A 12,305-nucleotide genomic window follows, 5' to 3' on the forward strand; every position below is an offset into this window, starting at 1 on the left:
GCTCCTGGACCGGGCCCCGGGCCGGGCACGGCGACGCCTTCGAAAGGGACCCCTCGATGACCCATGCGGTGAACCTGGACGCGGTCGGCCGCACGGCACTGGTCACCGCCGCGATGCGCGCGGCCGAGACCAGCAGGCCCGACGCGATCCACCGGGACCCGTACGCGGCGGCCCTGGCCGGCGACCTCGGCCGGCAGCTGCTCGCCGAACTGCTGGCCGCGGTGTCCGAGGCCGGGCCGTCCGGCGCGCGCACAGGGCGTACGCCGGGTGCGACCGCCGCCGGCTCCGGCAGGCGAGCCGTCAACGCGATCCGCACCCGCTTCTTCGACGACTACCTGCGTGCCGCCGTCACCGAGGCGGGCCTGCGCCAGGTGGTGGTCGCGGGCGCCGGCATGGACTCCCGCGCCTACCGCATGCAGTGGCCGGACGGCGTGCGCTACTTCGAGGTCGACCGGCCGCCCGTGCTGGACTACAAGCGCGAGTGCCTGGCCGCCGAGTCCCCGCGGGCCGACCACCGGTGGGTCCCGGTGGACCTCGCGGAGCCGTCCTGGCCCGAGGCCCTGGCGGACGCGGGCTTCGACCCGGCGCTCCCCTCGACCTGGCTGCTTGAGGGCCTGCTGTTCTACCTCCCGGAGTCCGCGGTGCACCGGGTGCTCGGCCAGATCGCGGAGTCGGCCGCACCGGGCAGCCGGATCGCGGCCGACCTGGTGAACGCCGCCGCGCTGACGATGCCCGCCCAGCGGGCGCTGCTGGAGGTGTTCGCGAGCTGGGGGTGCCCGTGGCTGTTCGGCTGCGACGAGCCGGAGGAGCTGTTCGCGCGGCACGGCTTCGCGGCCGACGTGGTGCAGCCCGGTGAGCCGGGCGCGGACTTCGGCCGCTGGCCCGACCCGGTGCCGCCGCGCGACCTGCCGGACCTCTACCGGGTCTTCCTGGTCAGCGGCCGGCGGCACTGAACCGGCCGCGGCCGGGCTGCACCCTCCGACCCCGCCGCCGGGCTCCTCCGAGTGGTCACGCCGCCCGGGTCACCAGCTGACGCCTGCCGCCACCGGCCGGTGGTCGCTGCCGGTGCGGGGCAGCACCCAGGCGCTCCTCGGCTGCACCCCCCTGACCAGGATCTGGTCGATCCGCAGCACGGGGAAGGCAGCGGGCCAGGTGAAGCCGAAGCCCTTCCCCGCCACGGTCTGGGCCGAGCGCAGCTGCGAGGTGAGTCCGGAGAAGGCGCGGTCGTCCGTGCTGCCGTTGAGGTCGCCGAGCAGCACCACGTGCGGGTTGCGCTCAGCGGCCACGGCCTCGGCGAGCGCCTGCGCGCCCCGGTCCCGCTGCGCCGTCCAGAAGCCCGCCCGGGGGTTCACCCGCGCCGAGCCCAGGTGGGCGACGTACACCGCGAGCGGGCCGCGGGCGGTGGTCACCGTGGTGCGCAGCGCCCGGTTGTAGGGCAGCTTGTCGGCCGCGGACTTGGTGGCTGCCAGCGGCCCGTAGTCCATGCCGGCGTCGACCGGCCGGGTGTCGGACAGCGGGAGCCTGCTCCACACCCCGACCGTGCCCTCCACCGCGTGGTAGGGGTACGCGCTCGCCAGCTCCTTCTCGTACGTGCCGAGCGCCTGCTCGGTGACTTCCACCAGGGCCAGGACGTCGGCGCCCGACGCGGCCAGGTCGCGTGCGGTGGCGGCCGGGTCGTGGTTGCCCGCGCCGACGTTGTGCTCGACCAGGGTGAGGTCGGCGCCCGGGTGCGACTTGTCGGTGAGCAGCCCGCCGAAGAGGTTCAGCCACACCACGGCGGGCAGCAGCAGCGCGGCCACCGCGGACGGCGAGCGCCGCCACAGCGCCCCGGCCAGCAGCAGCGGCACGAAGGCGCCGAACCACGGCAGGAAGGTCTCCACCAGGCTGCCGGCGTTCCCGATCCGGTTCGGGACGTGCGCGTGCAGCAGCAGGAGCAGCCCGAGCAGCACCGCCAGTGCCGTGAGCACCGGGCCGCGCTTCCAGGTCCCGGGGCGGGCCAGGGCTGCTGCGGCCCTGCGGGCGCGCTCGCGCCAGGTCCCTGCGTGCCGTGCGACGGCGGTGGACAGTCCCCCGGGGAGGAGCCGGCGGACCCGGTCGGTCGCCGTTCGTGCCTGCGGTGCGGTTCGGTGCATGCCGGCAGTCAAGGCGGTGCGGTGTTGCGGGGGCGTATGCGTTTTCCGATACGCCGACGATATGTGGCGGCTTGTACCCTCGCTGGCATGCGTGTGCTGATCGTCGAGGACGAGACCCTCATGGCGCAGGCCATCCGCGACGGTCTGCGCCTGGAGGCCATCGCCGCCGACACCGCGTACGACGGCGGCACCGCGCTGGAGCTGCTCGCCGTCAACAGCTACGACATCGCCGTCCTGGACCGCGACATCCCCGGTCCCTCGGGTGACGAGGTCGCCCGGCGCATCGTCGCGTCGGGCAGCGGCATGCCGATCCTCATGCTCACCGCGGCCGACCGGCTCGACGACAAGGAGAGCGGCTTCGGGCTCGGCGCCGACGACTACCTCACCAAGCCCTTCGAGATGCGCGAACTGGTGCTGCGGCTGCGGGCGCTGGACCGCCGTCGCGCCCACAGCCGCCCGCCGGTGCGGGAGATCGCCGGGCTGCGGCTCGACCCCTTCCGCAGGGAGGTGCACCGCGACGGCCGCTTCGTCGCGCTGACCAGGAAGCAGTTCGCGGTGCTCGAAGTCCTCGTCGCCGCGGAGGGCGGTGTCGTCAGCGCCGAGGAGGTCCTGGAGCGCGCATGGGACGAGAACGCCGACCCTTTCACCAACGCGGTGCGCATCACCGTGTCCGCGCTGCGCAAGCGCCTCGGCGAACCCTGGGTCATCGCGACCGTGCCGGGCGCCGGCTACCGCATCGACCCGCACGCGGGAGAGGACCGTGGATAGCCGCCCCGAGGCGGTCGGCCCGCAGCCCCGCACGGCGGACCGGCAGCCCGGGATGAGCGTTCGGCTCAAACTCACCCTCAGCTACGCCGGCTTCCTCATGGTCGCCGGTGTCCTGCTGCTCGCGACGGTGTGGGGCTTCCTGCTGCGCTACGTCCCCGAGCGCGCGCTGATCGTCCCCGGCTCCACCGGCACCCCCACGGGGGTCTTCCCCGTCCGGTCCAACCTGCTGCACGTCTTCGCCCCGCGGGCGGCCGCGGTGCTGGCCTTCCTGCTGCTCTTCGGCCTGGTGGGCGGGTGGATCCTGGCGGGGCGGATGCTCGCGCCGCTGACCCGTATCACCCACGCCACCCGGCTGGCCACGGCGGGCTCGCTCGCGCACCGCATCCGGCTGCCGGGCCGCAGCGACGAGTTCCGCGACCTCGCCGACGTCTTCGACGGCATGCTCGAACAGCTCGAAGCGCATGTCGCGGAGCAGCGCAGATTCGCCGCCAACGCCTCGCACGAGCTGCGGACGCCGCTGGCGATCTCCAAGGCGCTGCTGGAGGTGGCCCGCAGGGACCCGGACGCCGACACCGGCGAACTCCTGGACCGCCTGGAGGCCGTCAACACCCGGGCGATCGACCTCACCGAGGCGCTGCTGCTGCTCAGCCGCGCCGAGCAGCGGACCTTCACGCGCGAGCCGGTCGACCTGTCCCTGATGGCCGAGGAGGCCACCGAGACGCTGCTGCCGCTCGCCGAGAAGCACGGTGTAGGCGTCAAGACCGGCGGGGAGGTCGCCACGGCGAGCGGGTCGCCCGCGCTGCTGCTGCAACTGGCCACGAACCTCCTGCACAACGCGATCGTCCACAACCTCCCCGAGCACGGCACCGTACGGCTGGGCACCGCGGTGCGCCCCGGCAGCGTGCTGCTCACCGTCGAGAACACCGGAGAGCAGCTCACCGAGGAGCAGGTCGCGACGCTCACCGAGCCCTTCCAGCGCGGCAGCGATCGCGCACGCAGCGGCCACACCGGCGTCGGCCTGGGCCTGGCCATCGCCAGGACCATCACCCAGGCGCACGACGGCACGCTCACCCTCGCCCCGCGCCCGGGCGGCGGGCTGCGCGTGACCGTGGAGCTGCCCGCGGCGGCCCCACACCCCGGCGGCTGATCCGGCGGGCGGCGTACGCTGCCGGTATGGACATCCGTGCCGCCGCCGATCCGGCCGGCCAGGCCCCGCACAGCACGGCGGACCTGCCGGGCCGGGGCGCGGCGGCCCTGGTCCGCTTCCTGGCGGGGCGCGGCCCGGTGGCCGTGCTGAGCGGGGCGGGCCTGTCGACCGAGTCGGGCATCCCCGACTACCGCGGGGTCACCGGCAGCCTGCGGCGGTCGTCGCCGATGACCTTCCAGGAGTTCACCGGGGACGAGGCGAACCGGCGCCGCTACTGGGCGCGCAGCCACCTGGGCTGGCGGGCCGTCGCACAGGCCAGGCCCAACGCCGGGCACCTGGCCGTGGACCGCCTGGTGCGGTCGGGCCTGGTCTCCGGGGTGATCACGCAGAACGTCGACGGCCTGCACACGGCCGCGGGCACCGGCGGCACCATCGACCTGCACGGCAGGCTCGACCGCGTCGTGTGCCTCGGCTGCGGCGAGCGCAGCCCCCGCACCCGGCTGGACGACCGCCTGGACCAGGTCAACCCCGGTTTCCGCGACCTGGCCGCCACCGCCAACGCGGACGGCGACGCCGAACTGCCCGCGGACCGCACGGCGCAGTTCCGTACGGTCGCCTGCGAGGCCTGCGGGACCGGCACCCTCAAGCCTGACGTGGTCTTCTTCGGCGAGAACGTACCGGCCGAGCGCGTCCACCGCTGCTACGACCTGGTCGACGCGTCCTTCGCGCTGCTGGTCCTGGGCTCCTCCCTGACCGTGATGTCCGGGCTGCGCTTCGTGCGCAGGGCCGCCCGGCGCGGCATCGCGGTGGCCATCGTCAACCAGGGCAGCACCCGGGGCGACTCCCTGGCCGCGCTGCGCCTGGACCTGCCGCTCGGCCCGACGCTCACGGCGCTCGCCGACGGCCTGGGCGCCTGAGGCCCGCCGCGCCCGCGCCTTGCCCGCGCCTCAGACGGGCAGCCGGTCCAGCAGGGCCGCGAAGTCCGTCCCCGGGGCGAGGGTGCCGAAGGCGAGGCCGCGGTCGCCTGCCAGCCGCGAGGCGCAGAAGGCGTCGGCCACCGCGGGCGGTGCGTGCCGCACCAGCAGGGAGCCCTGGAGCACCAGGGCGGCACGCTCGATGACCCGGCGGGCCCGCAGCGGCGCGTCCTCGGTGCTCGCCAGTTCGGCCCGTAGCTCCCGCCAGGCCGCGTCCAGCCGGGCGTCCGCACCGGCGGCGGCCTGGACCTCGGTGCGGAAGGCGTCCAGCGCGGCGGGTTCGCGCTCCAGGGCGCGCAGCATGTCGAGGGCGTTGACGTTGCCCGAGCCCTCCCAGATGCCGTTGAGCGGGGCCTCGCGGTAGAGCCGCGGCATGCCGGACGCCTCGTCGTAGCCGTTGCCGCCCAGGCACTCCAGCGCCTCGGCGACCGCTGCGGGCTGCCGCTTGCACACCCAGTACTTGCCCACGGCCGTCGCCAGCCGCAGGAAGGCGCGCTCCGCCTCGTCGCCGCGCTGGGCGCGGTCGGCGGCGCCCGCCAGCCGCAGCGCCAGGGTGGTGGCCGCCTCCGACTCCAGGGCCAGGTCGGCGACGACGTTGCGCATCAGCGGCTGGTCGGCGAGCTTGGCGCCGAACACCGTGCGGTACCGAACGTGGTGGGCGGCCTGCGCCAGCGCGGCCCTGGTGCCGGCGGCCGAGCCCAGGACGCAGTCCAGGCGCGTCATGGTGACCATCTCGATGATGGTCCGCACCCCCCTGCCCTCGGCGCCGACGAGCCAGGCGACGGTGTCGTCGAACTCCGGCTCGCTGCTGGCGTTGGAGCGGTTGCCGAGCTTGTCCTTCAGGCGCTGGATACGGAAGGTGTTGCGGCTGCCGTCGGGCAGCACCCGCGGCACCAGGAAGCAGGACAGCCCCCCGGGTGCCTGCGCGAGGACCAGGAAGAGGTCGTTCATCGGGGCGCTGGTGAACCACTTGTGGCCGCGCAACCGCCAGGTCCCGTCGGCCTGCCCGGTGGCCGCTGTCGTGTTGGCGCGCACGTCGGTGCCGCCCTGCTTCTCCGTCATGCCCATCCCGGCGAGCAGCCCGCGCTTGTCCGCGGGGGCGCGCAGCCCGGGGTCGTAGACGCGGCTGGTGAGCAGCGGTTCGTAGACCTTGGCGAGGTCGGGCGACTGGCGCAGCGCCGGCACCACCGCGTACGTCATCGACACCGGGCACAGGTGGCCGGCCTCCAGCATGGTGGCCAGCATGAAACCGGCCGCGCGTGCCACGTGGGCGCCGGGCCTCGGGTCCGACCAGGCCGCACCGGCGAGGCCCGCGCTCACCGAGGCGTCCATCAGCCGGTGGTAGGCGGGGTGGAACTCGACCTCGTCGATGCGGTTGCCGTAGCGGTCGTGGGTGCGCAGCTCCGGCTCGTGGCGGTTGGCCTGGTCCGCCCAGTGCTGCGCCTCCTCGCTGCCCGCGAGCACGCCGAGCCGGTGCAGGTCGGCCAGGTGCCGGCCGGCGCCCTCGCGCCGCACTCCCTCCAGCAGCACCGGGTCGGCGGCGGTGTCGTGGCCGGCCAGCGGCGGGGGCTGGTTGGTCACCTGGTGGGTCACGGCGGTGGGGTGGCTGTGCGGTGCGGCGGGCGTGGACACGGGATCCTCCGGGCGGACGGGTCGAATCTGCGGGCGGTGGCGGCCGGGCGCCGGGTGGCCTGGCGCCAGGCGGCCGGACGTCAGGCGGCCGGACGTCAGGCGGCCGGGTCGGCTCCGGCGCAGCGCAGGGCCATCGCGGTCAGCTCCCCGACGAGCACGTCGGTCGCGGCCTGGTCGGGTGAGCCGAGCGGGTCGAGCGGGTCGACCAGCACCTCGCCGACCGCGCCGGTGAGGGCCGCGGCGGTGACCTCGCCGTTCTGCTCGGGCAGCAGTCCTGCCGCGGTGCCCTCGCGCACGACCTCGGCGAACAGCGCCCGGTAGCGGCGCCGGAAGGCGAGCCGCTCGGCGCCGACGGCGGGCTCGGCGGGCGCGACGAGCAGCGCGTAGGCAAGGCCCCGGTTCTCCAGGGCGCGGCGGGCGAAGACCTCGACGCCCCGGCTCAGCCGCCCGACGGGGTCACCGGGTCCGTGCAGCACTTCCCCGAGCACCTCGACCTCGCGTCCGGCGGCACGCCGGAAGACCTCCACCGCGAGCGCGGCCTTGGACGGGAAGTGCTGGTAGACCGAGCCGGCCGCGATCCCGGCCGAGTCGGCGACCGCGGTCACCGACGTCTGCACCCAGCCCACCTCGGCGACGACCGAGGTGGCCCGGGCGACGAGGTGCTCGCGTACGGCGTCGAGCCGGCGCAGCTCCGCCGGTGTCTTGCGGTAGGCCATACAAGAAGTGAAGCACCATTCAGATTTTCCCGCCACGGCCTGGCGCCCTCGCGTCCGCCCTGTGCGGCGGGTCGGTCAGGGGGTCCACCGGACACCGGGGTTGATGTGGCCCGTCCAGTCGAAGAGGGCCATGTTGTCCCAGCCGTCGCCGCTGCCGTTGATGTCGGCCGGATCCCATCCGTTGCCGGGGACGGCGTACCAGGTGGGCTCCCAGTAGAAGACGCCGATCGCCCCGGCGCTGCGGGCGGTGTTCTGCACCGCGTCGAACTCGGCGGCCTGCCCCTGCCAGGTGAGCGGGTAGCCGGAGCATCCCGAGGTGACGGAGTTGCCGGTGCCGTCGGCGTTCGCCGCGGTGAAGGGGTAGGCGGTCTCGGCGATGACGACGTCCTTGCCGTAGCGGGACCTCATGTCGGATACGACGCCGCCCATGGTCGACAGCGAGCCGTGCCACATGCAGTAGTACGAGAGCCCGGTGATGTCCCAGGTGACGCCCTTGGCCCTGATCCCGTCGTAGAACCAGCGGGCGTGGGCGTCGCTGTCGGCGTCGGCGGTGTGGATGACGACCTGGGTGGCGCTGTTGCACGCCTTGGTCGCGTTGTAGCCCGCCTTCAGCAGCAGGCTGAGGTTGGTGAAGTCGTTGTTCACCACCTTGCCGTCGTTCCACAGCATCCCGGTGTTGATCTCGTTGCCGATCTGCACGCTGTCCGGTGCGGTCCCCTGCGCCTTGAGGCTGCTGCACACGTCGTAGGTGTAGTCGTAGACGTCCGTCTGCAGTTGGCCGATGCCGTGGCCCGCCCATGCCGCGGGCTTGTTCTGCTGACCGGGGTCGGCCCAGCTGTCGGAGTAGTGGAAGTCGACGAGCAGCTTCATGCCCCTGGCCTTCACCGACCTCGCGTACTGCAGGACCTTCGCCTTGTTGTTGTAGCCGCTGGCCGGGTTGTTCCAGACGCGCAGGCGGACGTAGTCGGCGCCGCTGTCCTTGAGGATGTCCAGCGGGTCCCTGGCGTTGCCGCTCGCGTCGTAGTACTTCGCACCGAGGTCGAGTGCGCGCTGCGTTGTCGACATGTCGGCACCGCGCATGCTCAGCGAGTTCGCGGCCGACGCGCTGGTGGTGCCGCCGAGCATGGCCGCCGGCAGTACCAGGCCCGCGATCAGCAGCCCGGCCACCGCTGTGCGGCGGGGTGTGTACGTCAGCATGTCCGATCCCCTTTCCGTGGTCTTTCCGTGGTCCGCATGCCTGTGAGCGCGAACAGACCTACCAGCCAAGGCCGTCCGCATCAACAGCCAGGCAGCAGCCCGTACTTGAGTGGTTCAGACCCGGCCAACACTCGGGTGTGCCCGGAAAATTCGGTCCGACGCCTTGCCGACCCGAGGCGGGCGCCCTACCGTCCACTGAAGCGTTTCATCCGCATCCTCCGGGCGCGTTAGCGCTCACATACGAGCCCTTGCTGACTCGCCCTCACCCCCCACATCCGAGGACGGTCCGATGCTTCCCCTCCCCCGCAGGACGACCCTGACCCCGGTGCTGGCGGGCGTGCTGTGCGCCGCCGGACTGGCCGCCGCCCCCACCCCCGCGCACGCCGCCGGCCCCGCCGCCGGCGTCACGCTCACCGTCGCCCACTCCGGCGCGCAGTTCTCCACCATCCAGTCCGCGGTCGACGCGGTGCCGGACAACTCGGCGACCCCGTACACGATCTCGATCGCCGCCGGGACATACGCCGAGTACCTCACCGTCCCCGCGACCAAGCTGCACCTGACGATGCTCGGCGCCACCGGCAACCCCGCCGACGTGCGCATCGACGGCTCCCGCTACAACGGCCTGGCCAAGCCCGGCGGCGGCACGTACGGCACCGAGGGCTCCGCGACCGTCCACGTGAAGGCCGACGGCTTCACCGCGGAGCACCTCACCTTCCGCAACCTCTTCAGCCGGCAGGCCAACCCCTCGGTGACCGGCACCCAGGCCGTGGCGCTGGCCATGGAGGGCGACCGGCAGACCTACCTGGACTGCGACTTCCACGGCCACCAGGACACCCTGCTGTCCTGGAACTCGACCGCGTCCAAGCGCCTGCGCTCCTACGTCCGGGGCGGCGAGATCGACGGCGACGTCGACTTCATCTTCGGCAACGGCACCCTGGTCGTGGACCGCTCCCGCATCAACCTGCTCAGCGACGACGGCTTCACCAGCGGATACCTGGCCGCGCCCGCGACCTTCGGCAGCAACAAGTACGGCATCCTGCTCACCGGCGACACCGTGACCAGCACCTTCGCCGCCGGCCGGCTCTACCTGGGCCGCGCGTGGAAGCCGTCGGCCGACGCGGTGCCGCAGATGGTGGTGCGCGAGACGTCGCTGCCCGCGGCGATCAGGGCCGCGGGGCCGTGGACCGGGATCTCCGGCGCGACCTGGACGCCGGGACGCTACGGCGAGTACGCCAACACCGGCCCCGGCGCGACCGTCACCTCGGGCCGCCCGCAACTGACCGCCGCGGACGCCGCCTCCTACACCGCGGCCGCCTATCTCGCGGGAAGCGACGGCTGGAACCCGGCGGCGACGACGTCCGCGACCGCGGCGGCCGGTCCGTCGGCAGCCGCCGCCACCTATCCCGACCCCGGACGTGTCACCGGTGACACCGGGGTGCACGACCCGTCGACGGTCAAACGGCCGGGCGGCGGCTACCTGGTGGCGTACACCGGCAACGACATCGGCCTGAAGACGTCGCAGGACCGTGTCGCCTTCCGCAACACCGGTACGGCCTTCCCGAACGGCGCGTCCTGGACGTACCCCTACACCGGCAACGGGCGCAGCCTGTGGGCGCCGGACCTGTCGTACCGCAACGGCCAGTACTACATGTACTACGCCGCCTCGACGTTCGGCTCGAACCACTCGGCGATCTTCCTGGCCACCAGCCCCAGCGGCGACCCCGGCAGCTGGACCAACCGCGGGCTGGTCGTCGCCTCGCAGTCCTCCGACAACTTCAACGCCATCGACCCCAACCTCGTGGTGGACGCGCAGGGCCGCTGGTGGCTGGACTTCGGGTCCTTCTGGTCGGGCATCAAGATGATCGCGCTCGACCCCGCCACCGGCCTGCGCGCGGACTCCTCGATCCGCTCGCTCGCGGGGCGCGGCGGCGGCCCGATCGAGGCGCCGTTCGTCTTCCACCACGGCAGCTACTACTACCTCTTCGTGTCCTTCGACTACTGCTGCCGCGGCGCCGCCAGCACCTACCGCATCATGGTCGGCCGCTCCACCTCCGTCACCGGCCCCTACACCGACCGCAACGGCACGGCGATGACCGCGGGCGGCGGCACCGAAATCCTCGCGGGGCACGGAAGTATCCACGGACCGGGCGGAGAGGGCGTCTTCGCGGACACCGACCACGACATCCTCGACTACCACTACTACGCCGACAGCGGCGCGTCCTACCTCGGCCTCAACTTCCTCACCTACGACACCGCAGGCTGGCCTTACGTGTCCTGACGCACACTCATGAGCGGTTCCGCACCACAGTGGCTCCCTGTTCACTCCAGCCCCGCACATAGTACGGTTCTCATAGTTGTTTCGCAGTGGCGGAACAACAATGGCTGCGTGGAGGAACAGAGTCCCATGGACACGAAGAACCGTATTGTGCAAGGCGGTTGGCTGCGGCGGCTGGCCTACGGGGCCGTGGCGCTGGCCGCGGTCGGCCTGACCGCGGGGCTGGGGACCGCCCAGGCCGCAACTCCCGGTACGTCGGGGGCCGTCACACCGTCGATCATCGGCGGCCACCCGGCGGACCAGAACTACTCCTTCATCGTCTCGCTGCAGGTGGAGAAGAACGGCGACCCCGACCACAACCGCTGCGGCGGCACCCTGGTCAGCCCCAACTGGGTGCTCACCGCGGCGCACTGCGTCACGGACGTGACGACGGACGGGACGCCCTTCGCGGTGCAGGACCCGGCGCAGTTCCACGTCAGGGTGGGCTCCGACGACCGCACGACCGGCGGTACCGTCTCCCTGCTCACCGGCATCGTGGTCAACCCCGGCTACGTCGCCTCCGACACCCGCGCCTCCGGCTCCGACCTGGCCCTGCTGCACCTGGCCACCCGGGTGTCGCAGCGGCCGGTCAAGCTGCCCGTCAGCGAGGCCGCGCCGGGCACCAAGGTCCGCGAGCTGGGCTGGGGTTACACCGTGGACGCCGACCCGACGACGGTGACGACCTTCCTCCAGCAGCTCGACACCAAGCTGCTGCCGACCGACACCCCCAAGTGCGTCACCGCCGCCAACGGCGACGACTCCTGGGGCATACGGCCCGGCGACGACTGCGCCGACAACGTGGCCGGCACGTACGGCCCCTGCAACGGCGACTCCGGCTCGCCCATCGTGCGGCTCGTCGACGGCGCCTGGGTGCTCGTCGGCGCCGACTCCCGCGGCCCGGAGGAGGTCTGCGGCGCGGGACCCGACATCATCACCAGCGCCAGCCACTTCCGTGGCTGGATCACCCAGGTGATCGGCTGACAGCAGCCTGCCGTGCTGTTCCCGCATCCCGTCGATGTGCAGCACGTCGCTGGCGTAGTGCAGCCTTGCGTGGCCGTACGTTCCGATGACCAGCAGCACCGGGTCGGACGGGGTCTCGGCGCACAGCGTCACCGCGGTCGTGACGACCGTTCCCTTCGCGGTGCGCAGGCGCATGCAGGAGGTGTCGTCGGCCGCGATGTCCCGTGCGTGCAGCAGCTCGACCTCGATGTCGCCCACGTCGTCCCAGCCCGTGCTGCCGTCCAGCCGCACGGCGGTGGCGATCATGTGCGCGAAGGGGTTGGTGAGGGCGCCGTCCACCACCGGAACACCGTGCAGCTCGCGCCGGCCGGCCCAGTCGGACCGGGTGTAGCAGCTGTCGGTGCGCGACCAGGCGCCGTATCCGCCGATGCCGCGGATACGGCCGAGCCGCCCGTCGGCCATCAG

At 73.1% G+C, this 12,305-nt stretch carries 11 protein-coding genes; 7 read left to right on the forward strand and 4 right to left on the reverse strand.

Going from position 1 to position 12,305, the window contains the following annotated elements; genetic code table 11:
- The first annotated feature begins 56 nt into the window (after nt 1–56).
- Nucleotides 57–953, forward strand: a complete 897-nt coding sequence (locus tag JT723_RS19190) for an SAM-dependent methyltransferase (RefSeq protein ID WP_205045914.1) — start codon at nt 57–59, stop codon at nt 951–953.
- Nucleotides 954–1,022: 69 nt separating this feature from the next.
- Here JT723_RS19190 and JT723_RS19195 read toward each other — a convergent pair whose 3' ends face one another.
- On the reverse strand, nt 1,023–2,132 hold the full coding sequence (locus JT723_RS19195; RefSeq protein WP_205045915.1) for an endonuclease/exonuclease/phosphatase family protein: 1,110 nt from the start codon (nt 2,130–2,132) through the stop codon (nt 1,023–1,025).
- Nucleotides 2,133–2,219: 87 nt separating this feature from the next.
- Between JT723_RS19195 and JT723_RS19200 the strand changes: the two genes are divergently transcribed.
- Genes JT723_RS19200 through JT723_RS19210 form a run of 3 tightly spaced genes read left to right on the forward strand, consistent with a single transcriptional unit; the run spans nt 2,220 to nt 4,964 of the window.
- The gene (locus tag JT723_RS19200) at nt 2,220–2,900 is read left to right on the forward strand and encodes a response regulator transcription factor (RefSeq protein WP_205045916.1); all 681 of its coding nucleotides are present in this window, start codon (nt 2,220–2,222) and stop codon (nt 2,898–2,900) included.
- A 52-nt stretch (nt 2,901–2,952) separates the two neighbouring features.
- The gene (locus JT723_RS19205; RefSeq protein WP_205046009.1) at nt 2,953–4,047 is read left to right on the forward strand and encodes a sensor histidine kinase; all 1,095 of its coding nucleotides are present in this window, start codon (nt 2,953–2,955) and stop codon (nt 4,045–4,047) included.
- 26 nt (nt 4,048–4,073) lie between these two features.
- Nucleotides 4,074–4,964, forward strand: coding sequence for an NAD-dependent protein deacetylase (locus JT723_RS19210; protein ID WP_205045917.1), 891 nt, complete (start codon nt 4,074–4,076; stop codon nt 4,962–4,964).
- 30 nt (nt 4,965–4,994) lie between these two features.
- On the opposite strand, the gene JT723_RS19215 is transcribed toward JT723_RS19210, so the two are convergent.
- From JT723_RS19215 to JT723_RS19225, 3 genes are all read right to left on the reverse strand, one after another.
- Nucleotides 4,995–6,653 carry an acyl-CoA dehydrogenase family protein gene (locus JT723_RS19215; protein ID WP_205045918.1) on the reverse strand — a complete coding sequence of 553 codons (1,659 nt, stop codon included), beginning with the start codon at nt 6,651–6,653 and terminating at the stop codon, nt 4,995–4,997.
- A 95-nt stretch (nt 6,654–6,748) separates the two neighbouring features.
- A complete protein-coding gene (locus tag JT723_RS19220; RefSeq protein WP_205045919.1) occupies nt 6,749–7,369 on the reverse strand; it encodes a TetR/AcrR family transcriptional regulator in 621 nt (206 codons plus the stop codon).
- Nucleotides 7,370–7,444: 75 nt separating this feature from the next.
- Nucleotides 7,445–8,566 (reverse strand): glycoside hydrolase family 53 protein, encoded by a 1,122-nt coding sequence (locus JT723_RS19225; RefSeq protein ID WP_205045920.1) that lies wholly within the window; start codon nt 8,564–8,566, stop codon nt 7,445–7,447.
- 289 nt (nt 8,567–8,855) lie between these two features.
- On the opposite strand from JT723_RS19225, the gene JT723_RS35205 reads away from it, so the two are divergent.
- From JT723_RS35205 to JT723_RS19240, 3 genes are all read left to right on the forward strand, one after another.
- Entirely contained in the window at nt 8,856–10,844 is a 1,989-nt protein-coding gene (locus JT723_RS35205; RefSeq protein WP_240165851.1) for a pectinesterase family protein, read from the forward strand.
- A 126-nt stretch (nt 10,845–10,970) separates the two neighbouring features.
- Nucleotides 10,971–11,861, forward strand: coding sequence for a S1 family peptidase (locus JT723_RS19235; protein ID WP_240165852.1), 891 nt, complete (start codon nt 10,971–10,973; stop codon nt 11,859–11,861).
- Nucleotides 11,862–11,946: 85 nt separating this feature from the next.
- Nucleotides 11,947–12,231 (forward strand): hypothetical protein, encoded by a 285-nt coding sequence (locus JT723_RS19240; protein WP_205045921.1) that lies wholly within the window; start codon nt 11,947–11,949, stop codon nt 12,229–12,231.
- The last annotated feature ends 74 nt before the right edge of the window (nt 12,232–12,305 follow it).

The sequence above is a fragment of the Actinacidiphila bryophytorum genome, from assembly GCF_016916835.1.
GTDB lineage: Bacteria > Actinomycetota > Actinomycetes > Streptomycetales > Streptomycetaceae > Actinacidiphila > Actinacidiphila bryophytorum.